This is a genomic window from Agrobacterium sp. CNPSo 3708 (assembly GCF_028674915.1).
Taxonomy (GTDB): Bacteria; Pseudomonadota; Alphaproteobacteria; order Rhizobiales; family Rhizobiaceae; genus Agrobacterium; species Agrobacterium cavarae.
The window spans coordinates 358,241-376,163 of record NZ_JAQZSF010000007.1 but is presented as its reverse complement, the minus strand read 5'-3'; the positions used below and the strand labels follow the sequence as shown (position 1 = coordinate 376,163).

Here is a 17,923-nt window from a genome sequence, read left to right as displayed (position 1 = left end):
GCGGACTTATAAGAGACACACCCCAAACAAGTCAACAGAGGTTTTTCATAAATCTGTCGTTTTCTCGTAAGTGACAGTAATTATTGGGTTTTTTTGAGGTCACACTTCTGGCAGCATCTCAGACCCTGACATCAAGCGTGTTTTACAGCTCTGCAAATCGCCCATCTCTTCAATGATGCGCTCACCATGCTAAGCTCGACGCATAAGAGAAGAAGGGAAAAGTCGATGCTGGTTCTGAATGAAGACGAAACGCGCAACGCACTGGCGTGGCCACAGCTTATCGAAGCGATCGAAACGATGTTTCGCACCGGTTGCGAGATGCCCGTTCGGCATCATCATGATGTCGCTGTGCCAGGTGAGAGGAATGCCACGCTTCTGATGATGCCCGCCTGGGTGCCTGGCTCCTATATGGGCGTGAAGATCCTTTCCGTCTTCCCGGATAACAGTACACGTGCCCTGCCTGCGATCTTTGGAACCTATCTTCTCTCTTCCGGCAAGACTGGGGAAATGCTGGCGGCAGTCGAAGGCGGCGAGTTAACGGCGCGCCGGACTGCGGCAACCTCCGCTGTCGCAGCAAAATACCTCGCGCGGCCTGATGCGTCGTCCATGCTGATGGTTGGCACCGGGCGCCTGTCGCTCAACCTGATGCAGGCCCATTCTACGGTGCGAAACATTTCCACCTTCCATATATGGGGGCGGAATATGGCTTCCGCGGAGAAGGCAGCCGCTGAAGCCCGGCAGATGGGGCTCAATGCTTTTGCCTGCGCCGATCTGGAAGTCGGCGCACGGGACGCCGATATCATTTCATGCGCCACGCTCTCCAACGAGCCATTGATCCGAGGCGCTTGGCTCAAGCCGGGCGCGCATCTCGATCTCGTTGGCGCCTTCAAGCCTTCCATGCGCGAGAGCGACGATGCGGCCGTGCAGTTGGCAAGCGTTTATGTCGACACCTTCGATGGCGCTCTTAAAGAAGGGGGCGATATCGTGCAGCCGCTTGAGGCCGGTCTGCTTCAGCGAGAGGATATCAAGGCAGAGCTTGCCGATCTCGTTTCAGGGCGTCAAAAGGGCCGAGACAACGATAACGAGATCACGCTGTTCAAATCGGTCGGTGCGGCGCTGGAAGATCTGGCTGGCGCAATCCTTGCCTATGAAAGCGTGACACGACGGACCAACTGACGTCATGACGAGTACGATCAAAACGGCAATCCAGGATTCAAGCAATCTCCCGGTCACGAATGTGCTGGCTGCGTTGGGCCAAGACCTTGCCCGCGCGAAGAAAGCCGTCCTCTGCGCCCCGCCAGGGGCTGGCAAGACGACCCTGGTGCCGCTTTATCTGCTCGACCAGGAGTGGCTGGGGGACGGCAAGATCATTCTTCTGGAGCCTCGACGACTGGCGGCGCGAGCGGCGGCAAGCCGCATGGCGTCACTCCTGAAAGAGGATGTCGGTGGCACCGTGGGTTATCGCATGCGTCTCGACAATCGCGTTTCTGCCAGAACGCGAATCGAAGTTGTGACCGAAGGCGTGTTCGCGCGGATGGTTCTGGATGATCCTGAGCTTCGCGGCGCGTCCGTCGTCATCTTCGACGAGTTTCACGAGCGCTCGCTTGATGGCGACTTTGGCCTCGCATTGGCGCTGGATGTGCAGGCAGGCCTTCGCGATGATCTGCATTTGCTGGTGATGTCCGCCACGCTGGATTCCGAACGGATCAGTGCACTGCTCGATCAGGCGCCTGTCATCACCAGTCTCGGCCGGAGCTTTCCGGTCGATATACGCTACGAAGACAGGGCCGGACAGGAGCGGGTCGAAGACAAGGTGGCGCGGGCGATCATCGAGGCGCATGCCGCAGAGGCCGGATCGATCCTTGCCTTTCTTCCGGGGCAAGCGGAGATCAAGCGCACCGCTGAGAGATTGGAGGGCCGATTCGATCCGAATACGCAGGTGATCCCGCTTTATGGAAACCTCTCGCAGAAAGAACAGGACGCAGCGATCAAGCCACCGGAAAGCGGTCGGCGCAAGATCGTGCTGGCAACCTCGATTGCGGAGACCTCGATCACCATCGACGGTGTGCGGATTGTCATCGATAGCGGGCTCCAACGCCTGCCCGTCTTCGAGCCCTCGACCGGCATCAGCCGGCTTGAGACAGTAAAGGTCTCTCGCGCGTCTGCTGACCAGCGTGCTGGCCGCGCGGGGCGAACGGAGCCGGGTATTGCCATCCGTCTGTGGCACGCGGGACAGACAGCGGCGCTGCCAGCGTTTACGCCGCCGCAGATTCTTTCCAGCGACCTTTCCGGTTTCGCGCTCGATCTCGCCCATTGGGGTGTCAGCGATCCGGCGTCCCTCAAATTTCTCGATCAGCCGCCGGCGTCTACGTTGAAAGAGGCTAATGCGCTGCTGCAAGGGCTTGGCGCTCTCGACCGGTCTGGCGCGATGACCGCACGCGGAAAGCTGATGCGCGAGATGGCCCTGCCGCCGCGCCTCGCAGCCATGGTCCTGGCGGCAGAAGAGCTTGGCTGTGGCCATGAGGCTTCGCTGCTTGCCGTGCTTCTGACAGAACAGGGGCTTGGCGGTAACGATATCGATCTTGAAGAGCGGCTTCGCCGGTTCAAGGGCGAGAAGACGGAGCGCGCAGCCGCTGCCAAAGGACTGGCAAAACGGCTCCTTTCCTCCCTTCCAGGCAAAAGGGACGGATCGGAAGCAGCTCTGACGGCCGGGCAGCTTCTGTTGCATGCCTTTCCGGATCGCATCGCATTCCAGCGTGGTGGGCGCGGTCGATATGTGATGGCGAATGGACGTGGTGGCGAGGTGGAAGAGACGCAGCGACTGGCGGCCGAAAAGATGCTGGTGGTCGCCGACATCGTCGGCCGCGCCGCACGACCGAGGATTCTGGCGGCCGCTTCGATCGCCATGCGGGATGTGGACGCATTTCTGCCAGAGGCGGTCGTCAAGGAAGACCAGCTTTTCTTCGACAAGCAAAGCGGACAGGTCCGGGCAAGACGCGTCTCGCGTATCGGCGCCATTATTCTCGATGAAACGCCACTTGCACGCCCGACGGGAGAGAAGGCGGCGCAAGCGCTTGCCAGCGGCATCCGCGAATATGGGCTTGGCATTGTGCCCTTTTCTAAAGAGGCACAGCAGTTGCGCCATCGCCTCGGCTTTCTTAACCGCAGTGTCGGTGCGCCATGGCCGGATATGAATGACGCGGCGCTGATTGACCGGCTGGACGAGTGGTTTGTGCCCTTTCAGCATGACGCCAAGACGATCCATGAGATCAATAGCGGCAACATCATCGATGGGCTGCGCTCGCTGGTTCCGCACGAGGAACTTCGCCAGCTTGGCAAATTGCTTCCCACCCATTTCGAAGCGCCGACCGGACAAAAGCACTCGATCCACTATGAGGGCGAGGAGCCGACGCTGACCATCCGCGTGCAGGAGCTCTTCGGCTTGAAGGATCACCCGAGTGTGGCAGGCGGCAAATTGCCACTATTGCTGGAATTGACCTCGCCTGCCCACAGGCCGATACAGACCACGCGGGATTTGCCAGGGTTCTGGGCGGGCTCCTGGAAGGACGTGCGCGCGGATATGCGCGGGCGTTATCCACGCCATCCCTGGCCGGAAGATCCGGCATCCGCGCAAGCCACACATCGCGCCAAGCCGCGCGGCACATGAGATGATAACGAGGCACCAATGGCAAAGCCGCCTGTAGAAACGACACGGTTCGGCCGCGCCAGCCGCCAGATCAGGCTGCAGACCATTGTCTGGCTGCGCTGGCTTGCCGTGGCCGGGCAGAGCGCCACGCTTCTGATCGTTGCGTTTGGCCTTGGCTTTCCCCTGCCACTGCTCACCTGCGCGCTTCTTATCGCGGCCCTTGCAACTGCCAACCTCTTTCTATCGGCTCGGTTTCCGGCGACCTATCGTCTGGAGCCGTGGGAGGCGACGCTGCTGCTTGCTTTCGACCTGCTGCAATTGACGGCGCTGATCTATATTACCGGCGGCCTGTCCAATCCGTTCGCGCCCCTAATCTGCGTTCAGGTCATCATTGCCTTTGCCTCGCAGCCGTTGAAACATTCTCTCGTCTTGTTGTTCTTCGCGCTGGCTTGCGCAACAGCGATTGCTTTTTCGCCGTTTCCTGTTCCCTGGTATCCAGGCGAAGAATTGCCGATCCAGCTCATCATCCATATCGGCATCTGGTGCTCGATCGTTGCGATGATGTTGTTTGCCGCCTTCTATGCCTATCGCGTCTCGCATGAAGCCAATCAGCTTGCCGATGCGCTTGCTGCGACCGAACTGGTGCTGGAGCGGGAAAAGCACCTGTCGCAACTGGATGGTCTCGCTGCAGCCGCAGCCCATGAATTGGGCACGCCGCTTGCGACAATCAGCGTGGTCGCCAAGGAGATGCAGCGCGAGCTTGGAAAGGACGAGCGCTTCAGCGAGGATGTCGCGCTTCTACGCAGCCAAAGCGAGCGATGCCGCGATATTCTGCGCCGGCTGACATCGCTTTCTGCCGAAGGCGAAGAACATATTCGCCGGCTTCCGCTCTCCTCTTTGATCGAGGAAGTGATGGCACCGCACCGGGAATTCGGCGTGAAACTCAAGCTGGTGGAAAAGTCCGGACGGGCAGACGAACCGGTCGGGGCGCGCAATGCCGGAATTCTCTACGGGCTTGGGAATCTACTGGAAAACGCCGTCGACTACGCCAAGGATATGGTGACCGTCACCGTGGCGCATGATCAGCAGCAGGTGATGGTGACGATCGAGGATGATGGCGACGGCTATTCGCCGGATATTCTCTCACGCATCGGCGATCCTTATGTGACCAAAAGGCATAATGATGCGACGGCTGGAGGACTCGGACTTGGTCTCTTCATTGCCAAGACGTTGCTGGAACGATCCGGGGCTTCACTGACATTCGAAAATCGTGGACCAAATGCCGCAGGTGCGAGGGTGACCGTCATCTGGCCGCGATCGGTCATGGAAGATAATAAGAGCCGGTGATCTGAAGTCTCTTAGGAAAGCCTCACGCTTGTGGCGCTTGTGGCGCATGAGGGATATGATCGCCGAAAGATAACAGAATGACCGAAGGAAACGACCATGGCTGATGACGGACAGAAGCACGAAGAAGAGGCGATGACGGCTTCGGATGCGATCGGTCCGGACAAGTCACTGCTGGTCGTCGATGATGACGGTCCCTTCCTGCGCCGTCTGGCGCGTGCCATGGAGGCGCGTGGCTTTGTGGTGGACACCGCCGAATCGGTGAGTGAAGGCATCGAGAAATCGAAGAGCGCGCCGCCAAAATATGCGGTGGTGGACCTGCGGCTCGGCGACGGCAATGGATTGGAAGTGATCGAGGCCATTCGCCAGCATCGCGATGACACGCAAATCGTCGTGCTGACCGGCTACGGAAATATTGCGACCGCCGTCACTGCCGTAAAGCTTGGTGCGCTCGACTATCTGGCAAAACCAGCGGATGCCGACGATGTCTTCAACGCACTGACACAGCGTGAAGGCGACCGGATGGAGGTGCCGGAAAACCCGATGTCCGCCGACCGGGTGCGTTGGGAGCACATTCAGCGCGTCTATGAAATGTGCGAGCGAAACGTCTCGGAGACGGCACGGCGGCTGAACATGCACCGCCGCACGCTGCAGCGCATTCTGGCCAAGCGCGCGCCCAAATAAGCAACGGGCTACGGATCAGTCCGAGTAGCTGGTGCCGGTGGACCATTCCGCCATCATCAGGCGGCGCGCCGCCGTCCTGGAGAAATCCAGCATCAGAGATTTGCGTGTGGCCGGCGCCAGCTTATGTTCCGGCGCCTCGCGCACCATATGGGCGCCATATCCATCTGAGAGAAAAAGGCCGCACTCTTCGGGAAAGATCTCGAGCGGGACGCCAGCGTGGGTGGCGAAGAACAGCCGGTCGCAGTGCAGCCTGTAGTCAGGCCATTTGCGGTCCACCCTGAAATCCTCGATCGAGGATTTGATCTCGATGATCCAGATTTCCCCTTTGACCGACAGGCTGATGAGATCCGCACGCCGGCCGCTGGATAGCGCCAGCTCTGGCAGAACGGAGTGCCGCATCTCGTTCAGCAATACCTGCACGCCCCGGCGCACAAGCATGGCTTTCTCAGATTGGCGACCGTCGATTAACGGGTTGTTATTGGTAAAGGAAAGAATAGTCATGGACGGATTCTGGAAAAGGCCCCCGAAATTGTTGCAAAAAGACCATGAAGCAGCATATTCGCACAAGCGGTAATCTTGCTGCGGTGCGATGGCTTGCAAAGCATGGATTAATCGAAAATAACCCGATGATCCAATATCGCTTCATGCACCGCTTATATAAGCGAATTTTCCGCGAGAACACCATGCGCATTCGCACTTCATTGACTGCACTCGGCCTGTCGTCCATCCTTGCGCTGACCGGCTGCGCGTCCACAACGACTGAAACCTCTTCCGCCCGCCCGCTCGCTGCTCCGGTTGTCGTCGAGACCGCCCAGATCTTCGGCGATGAAGTTTACGGCGCGACAACGGACGCTGGTTACGCCCTGCCCGCCATTCCGATCAACCGCGTTGACAAGAAGTTTCATCGCCAGATCGTGAACTATGAAACCGCTGAAAAGCCGGGCACGGTGATCGTCAACACCCGCGAGCGCTTCCTTTATTACATCCTGCCCGGCGGCAAGGCCGTGCGTTACGGCATCGGCGTCGGCAAGCAGGGTTTTGCCTGGGCTGGTGAAGCCTATGTGGCCTGGAAGCAGGAATGGCCAACCTGGCATCCGCCGAAAGAAATGGCGGCACGCAAGCCTGAAGTAGCCAGATATGTCGAAAACGGCATGGGTCCCGGCATCAGCAATCCGCTCGGTGCGCGCGCCATGTATCTCTTTAACGAACAGGGCCAGGATACGCTGTTCCGTATCCACGGTTCGCCTGAATGGGCCTCGATCGGAACCGCCGCCTCTTCCGGCTGCATTCGCATGATCAACCAGGACGTGATCGATCTCTACAGCCGCATCCGTCCAGGCCGCAGCTCTAAGGTTATCGTGATCCAGTAATTTCCGGATCCAGAGTATTCAAAAAGCCGCCGTGGATTCCCGGCGGCTTTTTTTGTTTCCGGTCTGAGATGCTTGCCGATCAGCGTGCATCCCAAACGCGGAGAGGATACTCTCAGGCGCGTTGTTTCGCCTTCAATTCAAGACGGCGACGGTGAAGGACTGGCTCGGTATAGCCGTTCGGCTGCGCCCTGCCCTTCAACACCAGTTCCACCGCCGCCTGGAACGCAACCGAATCGTCGAAGTTGCCAGCCATGGGCGTATAGGCCGCATCGCCGGCATTCTGCTGATCGACGATAGCGGCCATGCGCTTCATGGTCTCGACGATCTGCTCCTCCGAGACCACGCCATGGCGCAGCCAGTTTGCCATGTGCTGGGCGGAGATGCGCAGCGTGGCGCGGTCTTCCATCAGGCCGATATTGTTGATGTCCGGCACCTTGGAGCAACCGACACCCTGATCGACCCAGCGCACGACATAGCCCAGAATACCCTGAGCGTTGTTATCCAGCTCGCGCTGGATTTCCTCAGGCGTCCAGTTGGGGCGAACCGCGACGGGGACAGATAGAATATCGCCGAGCTTGGCACGACCGCGGCTCTTCAACCCTTCCTGCACCTGGGCGACATCGACCTTGTGGTAATGCGTCGCATGCAGCGTTGCGGCCGTTGGCGAGGGCACCCAGGCCGTGTTGGCACCCGCCATGGGGTGGGCGATCTTTTGCTCCAGCATGGCAGCCATCAGGTCGGGCATGGCCCACATGCCCTTGCCGATCTGCGCATGACCGGACAGGCCGCATTCAAGACCGATATCGACATTCCAGTTTTCATACGCCGCAATCCAGGCGGCCTGCTTCATGTCTCCCTTGCGGATCATCGGCCCCGCTTCCATCGAGGTATGGATTTCGTCGCCGGTGCGATCGAGGAAGCCGGTATTGATGAAGACGACGCGGTCCTTCGCAGCGCGAATGCATTCCTTGAGGTTGACGGTCGTGCGGCGCTCCTCATCCATGATGCCCATTTTCATGGTGTTGGGGCGCATGCCGACAAGCTGTTCGACGCGGGTGAAGATCTCAGCTGCGAAGGCGACTTCTTCCGGGCCGTGCATCTTGGGCTTCACGACATACATCGATCCGGCGCGCGAGTTCTGGTGGCGACCGATCGGGCCGACATCGTAAAGTGCAATCAGACCGGTGATGACCGCATCCATGATCCCTTCCGGAACTTCCTGGCCATTGCGGTCGAGGATAGCGGGGTTCGTCATCAGGTGACCGACATTGCGCACCAGCATCAGCGAGCGGCCGGGAAGCGTCAGAGCCGTTCCATTGCGCGCGGTATAATTTCGGTCGGGGTTCAAACGACGGGTAAAGGTTTCCCCGCCCTTGGAGACCTCCTCGGTCAAATCACCGCGCATCAGGCCAAGCCAGTTACGATAGACGACCAGCTTGTCCTCCGCATCCACGGCCGCGACGGAATCCTCGCAGTCCATGATTGTCGTCAGCGCCGATTCGAGGATTACATCGGAGATGCCGGCGCGATCAGCCTTGCCGATGGCAGTGGTGGGATCGACGACGATTTCGATATGGATGCCGTTGGTTTTCAGCAAAACAGCAGATGGTTTCGATGCATCGCCATCGAAGCCGGCGAAATGCGCCTGATCGGCAGGGGTTGTCGAACTGCCGTCCAGGTCAATGACCAAGGCACCGTCAACCACGCGCAAACCGCTGACATCCGCCCATTTGCCGCTGGCAAGCGGTACGGAGCCGTCGAGGAATGATCTTGCCCATGCGATGACTTTTTCGCCCCGACGGGGATTGTAGCCCCGGCCCTTTTCGGCGCCGTCGTCTTCAGCAATCGCATCCGTGCCGTAAAGCGCATCGTAAAGCGAGCCCCAGCGGGCATTGGCGGCGTTCAGCGCGTAGCGCGCATTCATCACCGGTACGACGAGCTGCGGCCCGGCAAGTTCGGCAATCTCCGGATCGACGTTCTGGGTGTTGACCTTGAAGGCCGCGCCTTCCGGAACGATGTAGCCGATCTCGCGCAGATAGGCCTCGTAGGCTGCGAGGTCGGATGGCGCGCCGTTCTGGCGATACCAATCATCGAGCTTTTCCTGGAAGGCGTCGCGCTTGGCGAGAAGCTCTTTGTTCTTCGGCGCAAGATCGTGAACGATCGCGGAGAAACCGTCGAAGAAGGTGTCGGCGTTCAGCCCCGTCTCGGGCAGAACCTCATCCTTCAAAAACTGGTAAAGCGTCTCGTCGAATGACAGTCCGTTATGCTCGATGCGGCTCACAACATATCTCCCTATGATCATTGTCCATAGAGTGGAGGCTGTACCCAGCCTCCGTCAACCGTCGCTGCGCATCAAAGATTTTTTCCGTTCAGGAAATAATCTCAAAAACCTGTTCCAGTTAGAGAAGCTTCTGCAACTCTGGCAGCTTCTCATTGACCAGCCAGCCGTAATAATTCTCTTCCGGCCAGACCCTACCGCCGCTTTGGCGGTTCTTCTGCGCCAGTGCGGCAGCCCGCTGCTGTGAGCCGCCGAGATTGTAGAGCGTTGATGTCAGGCCAGGATTTTTGGAAATATCCATGTCGGCGATCGACTTGTAGTCATCGATGGATTTGCGGATCGCAGCGGCCATATAGGCGAGCGAGTGGTCGGGATCCATGATGGCCGTGTAGACGGCAGAGGCATCGTTCTCGTCCAGCTTCTCATAGCCAGAGGTGCGCTCCACCGTATCCGACAGCATGAGCGCCGTCAGCGGATTGATCTGTCCCAATCCGAATGTCTGGCCGGCATAGAAGGGCTGAAAGAACACGGCGCTGAAGCGGTTATCGGGATAGCTGACGCCATCGACCGTCTTGCCGCGGAAGCTCGCCTCCCAGACATCTTCGCGACAATTCCACAGGCTGTAGGAATCGTTTTTCGACTGGCATTTGGCAAATTGCGAATGCGTCAAAAACTGCGCAATCGTCTCATCCTTATAGCCGAAGCGGAAGCTGTTCCCCGCGTAGGACGCTGCCTTCACATAGTATGACTGGAGGCGATCATAGGCATCGACATTGTAGGTATGTTCGCCAACGATCGCGCCGATCATGTGGATCGGATCGATGCCATAGCGGCTTGCCGTCGATTTGATCTTGGAGATTAGCTGCTTGTCGCTGGAAAGAAGCTCGTAGACCTTCTGGTATTTTCGCTCGTAGGTGGAGTTCGAGCCCTTGGTACGGCGCGCCGAGGCACCCGGAACACCCGGTTGTTCCGCGTTGCGGTTACCAGGCGGCACGAGCGTCGCGGCCTCAGCATAGGACGGGAGAACAGTGCCAATGGCCAGAAGCGTGGCCAATGCCAGGAGAGTTTTGCGCACGAGCGGATGCCTTTTCTCTTGCCGGCTCTCTTGCCGGAATAATCCAGAGGATCGACTTTCGACATTCATTAACGAAAAGCGATGCCACATGTCGAGAGAAGGCCGGTAAAATAAGAGTGCGGCAAGATTTGCCGCACTCCCTCTGATTTTTGAAACTTATTCTCGGGTCTGCCTTAAAGAATGTAGCGCGACAGATCCGTGTCGGCGGCGATATCGCCCACATGTTCCTTGACATAGGCGTCATCGATCTTGACCGACGAGCCACCGCGATCGGGCGCGTTGAAGGAGATTTCATCCAGAACACGCTCCATGACCGTTTGCAGACGGCGCGCACCAATGTTTTCGACCGATGAGTTGAGATGGACCGCCACATCGGCCAATGCATCGATGGCGTCGTCGGTGAAATCCAGATCGAGTTCTTCGGTTGCCATCAGCGCCTTGTACTGGCGGATCAGGCTCGCTTCGGTCTCGGTCAGAATGCGGCGGAAGTCTTCCTTCGTCAGCGGCTTCAGCTCCACGCGGATAGGCAAGCGGCCCTGAAGTTCAGGCAGAAGATCGGAGGGCTTTGCCACATGGAAGGCACCGGACGCGATGAAGAGGATGTGATCCGTCTTTACCGGTCCATACTTTGTCGAGACTGTGGTGCCTTCGACCAGCGGCAGGAGATCGCGCTGCACGCCTTCGCGAGAGACACCGGCACCCATGCCACCATCGCGGGCGGCGATCTTGTCGATTTCGTCAAGGAAGACGATGCCATCATTTTCGACCGATTTGACCGCTTCGCGCTGGATCTGCTCATTGTCCAGAAGCTTGTCGGACTCGTCGCGAATCAGTTCGGCATAGGATTTCTCCACCGAGGTGCGGACCTTTTTGGTGCGCCCGCCCATGGCCTTGCCGAACATTTCAGACAGGTTGAGCACGCCGATATTGGCGCCCGGCATCCCGGGGATCTCGAAGCCGGGCATGCCGGAGCCGGTATCGGCGACCTCGATATCGATTTCCTTCTTGTCGAGCTCGCCATCGCGCAGCTTCTTGCGGAAGCTGTCACGGGTGGCGGGCGACGCGGTCTGCCCGACGAGTGCGTCAAGAACGCGCTCCTCGGCGCTGGCATGGGCCTTGGCCTGGACCTCGGCACGCATCTTTTCGCGCACAAGGCCGATACCGATCTCGACCAGATCGCGGATGATCTGTTCGACATCCCGGCCGACATAGCCGACTTCGGTGAATTTCGTCGCTTCTACCTTGATGAAGGGCGCACCGGCGAGCTTTGCCAGGCGTCTTGAAATTTCGGTCTTGCCGACACCGGTCGGTCCGATCATCAGAATGTTCTTCGGCATCACTTCGTCGCGCAGGCTCTCATCGAGCTGCTGGCGGCGCCAGCGGTTACGAAGCGCAATGGCGACCGCGCGCTTGGCATCGTGCTGACCGATAATGTAGCGGTCTAGTTCCGAGACGATCTCTCGGGGAGAAAAAGTGGTCATTTCGATCCTTTCGGCTTCCTGTTGCGGCCAGCCATGACGGCCCGGCCCGCAGGAACCATGGGTTGGTGATCCGTACGCTTATTCAGCGTCCAACGTTTCAATAACGAGATTGTGGTTGGTGTAGACGCAGATATCAGCGGCGATATCGAGTGCCTGACGGGCGACCTCTTCGGCCGACTTATCCGAATCCATCAAGGCACGTGCCGCGGCAAAGGCGTAGTTGCCGCCGGAGCCGATGGCGATTGCGCCATGTTCGGGTTCCAGGACATCGCCATTGCCGGTGATGGCAAGGGTGATCGACTTGTCGGCGACGAGCATCATGGCTTCGAGATTGCGCAGATATTTGTCTGTGCGCCAATCCTTGGCGAGTTCGACCGCAGCGCGCATCAGCTGGCCTTGATATTGTTCCAGCTTCTTTTCCAGCCGGTCGAGAAGGGTAAAGGCGTCTGCCGTGGCACCGGCAAAACCGGCGATCACTTCGCCCTTGCCGATGCGACGCACCTTGCGGGCGTTGCCCTTCATCACGGTCTGGCCAAGGCTGACCTGTCCGTCGCCGGCCATGACGACCTTGCCGCCCTTTCTCACTGTAATGATTGTTGTCATAAAGCACCTGTCTGCCCATCCGGGCCTTGCATCTGAAGCTTCCGAACCGCTGATCGGCTGCGGTCCTTTTCGCAAATTATGTAAGTCCCGTTTTGCCGATTGCAATCTTGCTTAACCGTAGCACTCAGGCGGCACTGACAAGACGATGGAATGACTGGATATTTGAGGTGCAGGCTGGTAAGGAACGGCCAGATTGTCCAAGGAGCAGCCGCAATGGCAGAGCGCACAGCCGAGATTTCCCGCAAGACCAACGAGACCTCCGTCTCGGTCCGCGTGAATGTCGATGGAACGGGTACGGCGAAAATTTCGACAGGCGTCGGCTTTTTCGATCATATGCTGGACCAGCTGAGCCGCCATTCGCTGATCGACATGGAGATCGACGTGAAGGGCGACCTTCACATTGACGATCACCACACGGTCGAAGACACCGGTATTGCCATCGGCCAGGCGATTGCCAAAGCCTTGGGCGACCGCAAGGGCATCACGCGTTATGCCTCGCTCGACCTTGCCATGGACGAGACGATGACGAAGGCTGCCGTCGATATCTCCGGCCGCCCCTTCCTGGTCTGGAACGTGCAGTTCTCCGCACCGAAGATCGGTACATTCGATACGGAACTGGTGCGCGAATTCTTCCAGGCGCTGGCGCAGAATGCCGGGATCACGCTGCATATTCTCAACCATTACGGCGCCAACAACCATCATATCGCCGAGACGTGCTTCAAGGCGGTTGCGCGCGCATTGCGCAGCGCCACCGAAATCGATCCCAGGCAGGCAGGTCGCATTCCTTCAACGAAGGGCATGCTGGCCTGATCCGGTGAAACATGAAGAGCAACCGACACCGGTGCTGCTCTGAACGTCGTCAGGAACGCCAATGACATCTTATCTGGTTCTGGAAGCACCGGGCGGACCCGACAGGGATCACCGCACCACTCGCTTCATCGCGGACAGATTTTCGTGGCTTGCTCTTTTGTTTCCGTGGCTCTGGTTTGCCATCCATCGCATGTGGTGGATTGCCGTCTCCGTCGTCATTCTGCAGGTCGCCGCCGGTCAGGTGTCGAGGCTCGATGGCCTCGGCGTAGTGGGCCTCCTATTCACCATCACCGCAGGGTTGATAGCCGGCTTCGAAGGTCGCAACCTGCTTCAGCGTCATTTGATTGCCAAGGGCTGGACGCTGAAGGACGTGATCGTGGCACGTGATCTTTCGACGGCGGAACAGATGTATTTTTCGAACCTGCCCGAACAGGACGATGCGCATATGACGGTGTCGCAGCCTGAGTGGAAGACCCGTGATCGGGTGGGCGGCTTCATGACGAACGATCCCGCGGGCTCGTTTCAATTCGATTTGAACGGAAGGCGCTGATATGCGTGTGGCAATTATCGATTATGGCTCCGGCAACCTTCGATCTGCGACCAAGGCGTTCGAGCGCGCGGCGCGGGAAGCCGGCATCGACGCTACAATCGACCTGACCGACAAGCCTGAAAGCGTGGCGTCCGCAGACCGTATCGTGCTGCCAGGTGTCGGCGCATATGCCGATTGCCGCGCCGGATTGGGTGCGGTGACGGGCATGCATGAAGCGCTAATCGATGTGGTGGAGAAGAAGGGTCATCCCTTCCTCGGCGTCTGCGTGGGCATGCAGCTCATGTCCTCTCGCGGCCTTGAAAAGACAGTGACCGAGGGGCTCGGCTGGATCGAAGGCGATGTGGTGGAGATGACGCCATCTGACCCGGCTCTCAAAATTCCGCAGATCGGCTGGAATACGCTGGAGCTGCACCGCCCTCACCCGCTCCTCGATGGCATTAAGACCGGACCTGACGGCTTGCACGCCTATTTCGTCCATTCCTACCATCTGGCAGCGAAGCACCGGAATGACGTGATCGCCACCACCAATTACGGTGGCGCGATGACCGCCTTCGTTGGGCGCGACAACATGGCTGGCGCTCAGTTCCATCCGGAAAAGAGCCAGACACTTGGTCTTGCCCTCATTTCGAATTTCCTCCGCTGGAAGCCCTGACATGATCCTTTTTCCCGCAATCGACCTCAAGGACGGCCAGTGCGTTCGCCTGAAACTCGGCGATATGGAGCAGGCCACCGTTTACAACACCGATCCCGGCGCGCAGGCCAAGGCCTTTGAGGACCAGGGCTTCGAGTGGCTGCATGTGGTGGATTTGAACGGCGCCTTTGCCGGCCAGACCGTCAATGGCGAGGCGGTCGACGCCATTTTGAAATCCACCAGGAACCCGGTGCAGCTCGGCGGCGGTATCCGCACGCTGGAGCATATCGAGGCCTGGCTGAGCCGCGGTCTCGCGCGCGTCATCCTCGGCACCGTTGCGGTGCGTGATCCGGTTCTGGTTCTGGAAGCCTGCAAGCGCTTCCCCGGCCAGGTTGCCGTGGGAATCGATGCCAAGGGCGGCAAGGTTGCGGTGGAAGGCTGGGCGGAAGCCTCCGAACTTGGCGTGATCGAGCTTGCCAAGCGATTTGAAGGGGCAGGCGTTGCCGCGATCATCTACACCGATATCGACCGTGACGGCATTCTGGCCGGGATCAACTGGGCCTCGACACTCGAGCTTGCCAATGCGGTGTCCATTCCGGTGATCGCATCCGGTGGGCTTGCCTCCATCGACGATATCAAGCGCATGCTTGAGCCGGATGCGGCAAAGCTGGAAGGCGCCATTTCCGGGCGCGCGCTCTATGACGGACGTATCGATCCGGCAGAGGCACTGGCGCTGATCAAGGAGGCACGGGCATGACACTCAAAGCACGCATTATCCCCTGCCTTGACGTCAAAGACGGTCGCGTCGTCAAGGGCGTGAACTTCGTCGATCTGATCGATGCCGGCGATCCGGTCGAGGCGGCGAAAGCCTATGATGCGGCCGGTGCCGATGAGCTTTGCTTTCTCGACATCACCGCCTCTTCCGACAATCGCGAAACGATTTTCGATGTGGTGTCACGCACCGCCGATCACTGCTTCATGCCGGTGACAGTGGGGGGCGGCGTTCGTGCCGTGTCGGATATTCGCAAGCTTCTGCTTTGCGGTGCCGACAAAGTGTCGATCAATTCGGCAGCGGTCAAAGACCCGGATTTCGTCGCCCAGGCGGCGGACAAGTTCGGCAATCAGTGCATCGTTGTCTCCATCGATGCCAAGAAGGTGTCGGCCAACGACGAAGCCGATCGCTGGGAAATCTTTACCCATGGCGGACGCCAGCCGACAGGCATCGATGCGGTGGAATTTGCCGTGAAGATGGTCGAGCGTGGCGCCGGCGAATTGCTGATCACCTCCATGGATCGCGACGGCACGAAGAGCGGCTATGACATCGCGCTGACCCGCACCATTGCCGATCAGGTCCGTGTTCCGGTGATCGCTTCCGGCGGTGTCGGAAATCTGGATGATCTGGTGGAGGGCGTGAAGGAAGGCCATGCGACGGCTGTTCTGGCAGCGTCGATCTTCCACTTCGGCACCTATACGATCGGGCAAGCCAAGGCCTATATGGCCGATCATGGCATTGCCATGCGTCTCGACTGATCTTTGAAAGGACAAGCAGCATGAGCGGGTTTTCCCTTTCCGATCTCGAGCGCATCGTTGCCGAACGCGCCAGTGCCTCGTCTGATCAATCCTGGACGGCCAAGCTGTTTGCCGCCGGGCAAGCCAAGGCGGCCAAGAAGCTCGGCGAAGAGGCGGTCGAAACGGTGATCGCGGCGATCTCGCAGGATCGCAAGAACCTGACGGACGAGGCAGCCGATCTGCTTTATCATCTTCTCGTGGTCCTCAAGATCGCCGATATCCCTCTCTCCGATGTCTTTGCGGAGTTGGAGAGACGGACAGGTCAGTCCGGATTGCAGGAAAAGGCATCAAGGCCTCAATCATGACGACGATGGCACGCAGGGGGGAGCAAGGCATGCCAACGACGCTCGATCATTTCAGGCCGGATGAATACTCGCCCTATCACTTCTTCAGTTCGGAGGAGTGGTCGAAGTTTCGCGCCGATACGCCCCTGACGCTGTCTGCCGACGAGGTGAAACGCCTCCGATCGCTTGATGACCCGATCGATCTCGACGAGGTTCGGCGGATCTACCTGTCGCTCTCGCGACTGCTCTCGTCCCATGTGGAAGCGTCGCAACTGCTCTTCGAGCAGCGCAACCGCTTCCTCAACATGGAGCACGTCAACAAGACGCCCTTCGTCATCGGCATTGCGGGCTCTGTGGCGGTCGGAAAATCCACCACGGCGCGTATTCTGAAAGAGCTTCTGGCGCGCTGGCCTTCCAGCCCGAAGGTCGACCTGATCACCACGGACGGGTTTCTCTACCCGAACGAGGTTTTGCGGCGTGAGAACCTTATGGAGCGTAAGGGCTTTCCGGAAAGCTACGACATCGGCGCGCTTCTACGCTTCCTTTCCGCCATCAAGGCGGGCCAGCCGAACGTCCAGGCGCCCCGCTACTCGCACCTGGTCTACGACGTCCTGCCCAGCGAGTTCACCAATGTCGATCGGCCCGACATCCTGATTTTCGAAGGCATCAACGTGCTGCAGGCGCGCAACCTGCCAGCCGGCGGGCGCATCGTGCCGATGGTGTCTGACTTCTTCGATTTTTCGATCTATATCGATGCGGACGAGACGATCATCCACAATTGGTACGTCAACCGTTTCATGAACCTGCGCAAGACGGCCTTCCAAGACCCGACATCCTACTTCAATCGGTATGCGTCGATTTCGGAAACTGCGGCGCTCGCGATCGCAGAAGGACTTTGGGAGAATATCAACCTCAAGAACCTGCGCGAAAATATCGTGCCGACGAGACCGCGTGCCGATCTCATCCTGAGAAAAGGCCAGAACCATCTGATCGATATGGTGGCGCTAAGGAAGCTCTAAGTCTGGAGAATGCACCGAGAGTGTTTCTCGGCCAAAGCTTTTAATCCTGTCCCGGCTTGCCACGCATCTTCTTGATATCCGAGCGGCCTGATTTTGCTTTCAGTCGCCGCTCAACAGAGCCTTTTGTCGGCTTTGTGGCCTTGCGCGGCGGCGGCGGCGGCTCGGCTGCCTTGAGGATCAGTTCCGTCAGACGCTCCCGCGCATCTTCCCGGTTCCGCTCCTGGGTGCGGAACTGGCTTGCCTCGATCATCAACACGCCTTCTTTCGAGACGCGCCGCCCACCAAGCTTGACCAGATTGGTTTTGATCCGATCCGAGAGCGCCGGAGAAGCCGTGATGTTGAAGAAGAGTTGAACTGCGGTGGAGACCTTGTTGACATTCTGTCCGCCCGGCCCGCCAGCCAGCACGAATTGCTCCGTCAGTTCCCATCCGGCAATCGTTATTCTGCTGCTGATGTAAAGGGGGGCGCTTGCCATGTCATTCTCCGGCAGGCGTGATGCCACAGATGCGGTGGAATGAAAACAGTTGAGAACGCATCAAGCGCCGGAATGAACTGATAGAGCGCCGTGCGTCGTTTTAG

18 protein-coding genes are annotated in these 17,923 nt (G+C 58.9%); 12 read left to right on the top strand and 6 right to left on the bottom strand.

Annotated features, from left to right (window positions below):
• The first annotated feature begins 225 nt into the window (after positions 1–225).
• The 4 genes from PVA19_RS17225 to PVA19_RS17210 all read left to right on the top strand — a co-directional run bounded on the left by PVA19_RS17225 (position 226) and on the right by PVA19_RS17210 (position 5,674).
• Entirely contained in the window at positions 226–1,176 is a 951-nt protein-coding gene (locus PVA19_RS17225; RefSeq protein WP_274103605.1) for an ornithine cyclodeaminase family protein, read from the top strand.
• Between the two features lie 4 nt (positions 1,177–1,180).
• Entirely contained in the window at positions 1,181–3,667 is a 2,487-nt protein-coding gene (gene hrpB, locus PVA19_RS17220) for an ATP-dependent helicase HrpB (protein ID WP_274103604.1), read from the top strand.
• Between the two features lie 18 nt (positions 3,668–3,685).
• Positions 3,686–4,993, top strand: coding sequence for an ActS/PrrB/RegB family redox-sensitive histidine kinase (locus PVA19_RS17215; protein ID WP_274103603.1), 1,308 nt, complete (start codon positions 3,686–3,688; stop codon positions 4,991–4,993).
• Positions 4,994–5,089: 96 nt separating this feature from the next.
• Positions 5,090–5,674, top strand: coding sequence for an ActR/PrrA/RegA family redox response regulator transcription factor (locus tag PVA19_RS17210; protein WP_062444645.1), 585 nt, complete (start codon positions 5,090–5,092; stop codon positions 5,672–5,674).
• 15 nt (positions 5,675–5,689) lie between these two features.
• Here PVA19_RS17210 and PVA19_RS17205 read toward each other — a convergent pair whose 3' ends face one another.
• Entirely contained in the window at positions 5,690–6,175 is a 486-nt protein-coding gene (locus PVA19_RS17205) for an MmcB family DNA repair protein (RefSeq protein WP_112359117.1), read from the bottom strand.
• A gap of 182 nt (positions 6,176–6,357) precedes the next feature.
• Between PVA19_RS17205 and PVA19_RS17200 the strand changes: the two genes are divergently transcribed.
• Positions 6,358–7,044 (top strand): L,D-transpeptidase, encoded by a 687-nt coding sequence (locus PVA19_RS17200; RefSeq protein WP_062424793.1) that lies wholly within the window; start codon positions 6,358–6,360, stop codon positions 7,042–7,044.
• Between the two features lie 112 nt (positions 7,045–7,156).
• Here the strand turns inward: PVA19_RS17200 and PVA19_RS17195 are convergent, their stop codons facing one another.
• From PVA19_RS17195 to hslV, 4 genes are all read right to left on the bottom strand, one after another.
• Positions 7,157–9,325, bottom strand: coding sequence for a malate synthase G (locus PVA19_RS17195; RefSeq protein ID WP_274103601.1), 2,169 nt, complete (start codon positions 9,323–9,325; stop codon positions 7,157–7,159).
• Positions 9,326–9,443: 118 nt separating this feature from the next.
• A complete protein-coding gene (locus PVA19_RS17190) occupies positions 9,444–10,397 on the bottom strand; it encodes a DUF1402 family protein (RefSeq protein ID WP_274103600.1) in 954 nt (317 codons plus the stop codon).
• 173 nt (positions 10,398–10,570) lie between these two features.
• Positions 10,571–11,878 carry an ATP-dependent protease ATPase subunit HslU gene (gene hslU / locus PVA19_RS17185; RefSeq protein ID WP_062444636.1) on the bottom strand — a complete coding sequence of 436 codons (1,308 nt, stop codon included), beginning with the start codon at positions 11,876–11,878 and terminating at the stop codon, positions 10,571–10,573.
• 78 nt (positions 11,879–11,956) lie between these two features.
• Positions 11,957–12,481, bottom strand: a complete 525-nt coding sequence (gene hslV, locus PVA19_RS17180; RefSeq protein ID WP_062444634.1) for an ATP-dependent protease subunit HslV — start codon at positions 12,479–12,481, stop codon at positions 11,957–11,959.
• A gap of 213 nt (positions 12,482–12,694) precedes the next feature.
• Between hslV and hisB the strand changes: the two genes are divergently transcribed.
• The 7 genes from hisB (at position 12,695) to coaA (ending at position 17,344) form a co-directional block, all read left to right on the top strand.
• Positions 12,695–13,291: an imidazoleglycerol-phosphate dehydratase HisB gene (gene hisB / locus PVA19_RS17175; RefSeq protein ID WP_274103597.1), complete on the top strand. Its 597-nt coding sequence runs from the start codon at positions 12,695–12,697 to the stop codon at positions 13,289–13,291.
• Positions 13,292–13,352: 61 nt separating this feature from the next.
• The gene (locus PVA19_RS17170; RefSeq protein WP_111848748.1) at positions 13,353–13,841 is read left to right on the top strand and encodes a DUF2628 domain-containing protein; all 489 of its coding nucleotides are present in this window, start codon (positions 13,353–13,355) and stop codon (positions 13,839–13,841) included.
• A gap of 1 nt (position 13,842) precedes the next feature.
• Positions 13,843–14,493, top strand: a complete 651-nt coding sequence (gene hisH, locus PVA19_RS17165; protein WP_274103593.1) for an imidazole glycerol phosphate synthase subunit HisH — start codon at positions 13,843–13,845, stop codon at positions 14,491–14,493.
• Between the two features lies 1 nt (position 14,494).
• Complete coding sequence (gene hisA, locus PVA19_RS17160) at positions 14,495–15,229, top strand: 1-(5-phosphoribosyl)-5-[(5-phosphoribosylamino)methylideneamino]imidazole-4-carboxamide isomerase (RefSeq protein WP_062424659.1); 735 nt, start codon at positions 14,495–14,497, stop codon at positions 15,227–15,229.
• Positions 15,226–16,002, top strand: coding sequence for an imidazole glycerol phosphate synthase subunit HisF (hisF, locus tag PVA19_RS17155; protein WP_274103591.1), 777 nt, complete (start codon positions 15,226–15,228; stop codon positions 16,000–16,002). The genes hisA and hisF overlap by 4 nt, the downstream gene beginning before the upstream one ends.
• 20 nt (positions 16,003–16,022) lie before the next feature.
• Entirely contained in the window at positions 16,023–16,346 is a 324-nt protein-coding gene (locus PVA19_RS17150; protein WP_274103590.1) for a phosphoribosyl-ATP diphosphatase, read from the top strand.
• Between the two features lie 5 nt (positions 16,347–16,351).
• Positions 16,352–17,344 carry a type I pantothenate kinase gene (gene coaA, locus PVA19_RS17145; protein WP_274103631.1) on the top strand — a complete coding sequence of 331 codons (993 nt, stop codon included), beginning with the start codon at positions 16,352–16,354 and terminating at the stop codon, positions 17,342–17,344.
• A 40-nt stretch (positions 17,345–17,384) separates the two neighbouring features.
• On the opposite strand, the gene arfB is transcribed toward coaA, so the two are convergent.
• Positions 17,385–17,819: an alternative ribosome rescue aminoacyl-tRNA hydrolase ArfB gene (arfB, locus tag PVA19_RS17140; RefSeq protein WP_274103589.1), complete on the bottom strand. Its 435-nt coding sequence runs from the start codon at positions 17,817–17,819 to the stop codon at positions 17,385–17,387.
• Positions 17,820–17,923: the final 104 nt, after the last annotated feature.

What these genes read in the sequence shown, in the direction of transcription:
- coaA (WP_274103631.1), top strand. Translation starts at nt 16,352, where the DNA reads ATGGCACGCAGGGGGGAGCAAGGCATGCCAACGACGCTCGATCATTTC.
- arfB (WP_274103589.1), bottom strand. Translation starts at nt 17,819, where the DNA reads ATGGCAAGCGCCCCCCTTTACATCAGCAGCAGAATAACGATTGCCGGA.
- PVA19_RS17210 (WP_062444645.1), top strand. Translation starts at nt 5,090, where the DNA reads ATGGCTGATGACGGACAGAAGCACGAAGAAGAGGCGATGACGGCTTCG.
- hisB (WP_274103597.1), top strand. Translation starts at nt 12,695, where the DNA reads ATGGCAGAGCGCACAGCCGAGATTTCCCGCAAGACCAACGAGACCTCC.
- PVA19_RS17205 (WP_112359117.1), bottom strand. Translation starts at nt 6,175, where the DNA reads ATGACTATTCTTTCCTTTACCAATAACAACCCGTTAATCGACGGTCGC.
- PVA19_RS17200 (WP_062424793.1), top strand. Translation starts at nt 6,358, where the DNA reads ATGCGCATTCGCACTTCATTGACTGCACTCGGCCTGTCGTCCATCCTT.
- hisF (WP_274103591.1), top strand. Translation starts at nt 15,226, where the DNA reads ATGACACTCAAAGCACGCATTATCCCCTGCCTTGACGTCAAAGACGGT.
- PVA19_RS17170 (WP_111848748.1), top strand. Translation starts at nt 13,353, where the DNA reads ATGACATCTTATCTGGTTCTGGAAGCACCGGGCGGACCCGACAGGGAT.
- PVA19_RS17215 (WP_274103603.1), top strand. Translation starts at nt 3,686, where the DNA reads ATGGCAAAGCCGCCTGTAGAAACGACACGGTTCGGCCGCGCCAGCCGC.
- PVA19_RS17150 (WP_274103590.1), top strand. Translation starts at nt 16,023, where the DNA reads ATGAGCGGGTTTTCCCTTTCCGATCTCGAGCGCATCGTTGCCGAACGC.
- hisH (WP_274103593.1), top strand. Translation starts at nt 13,843, where the DNA reads ATGCGTGTGGCAATTATCGATTATGGCTCCGGCAACCTTCGATCTGCG.
- hisA (WP_062424659.1), top strand. Translation starts at nt 14,495, where the DNA reads ATGATCCTTTTTCCCGCAATCGACCTCAAGGACGGCCAGTGCGTTCGC.
- PVA19_RS17225 (WP_274103605.1), top strand. Translation starts at nt 226, where the DNA reads ATGCTGGTTCTGAATGAAGACGAAACGCGCAACGCACTGGCGTGGCCA.
- hrpB (WP_274103604.1), top strand. Translation starts at nt 1,181, where the DNA reads ATGACGAGTACGATCAAAACGGCAATCCAGGATTCAAGCAATCTCCCG.
- hslV (WP_062444634.1), bottom strand. Translation starts at nt 12,481, where the DNA reads ATGACAACAATCATTACAGTGAGAAAGGGCGGCAAGGTCGTCATGGCC.
- hslU (WP_062444636.1), bottom strand. Translation starts at nt 11,878, where the DNA reads ATGACCACTTTTTCTCCCCGAGAGATCGTCTCGGAACTAGACCGCTAC.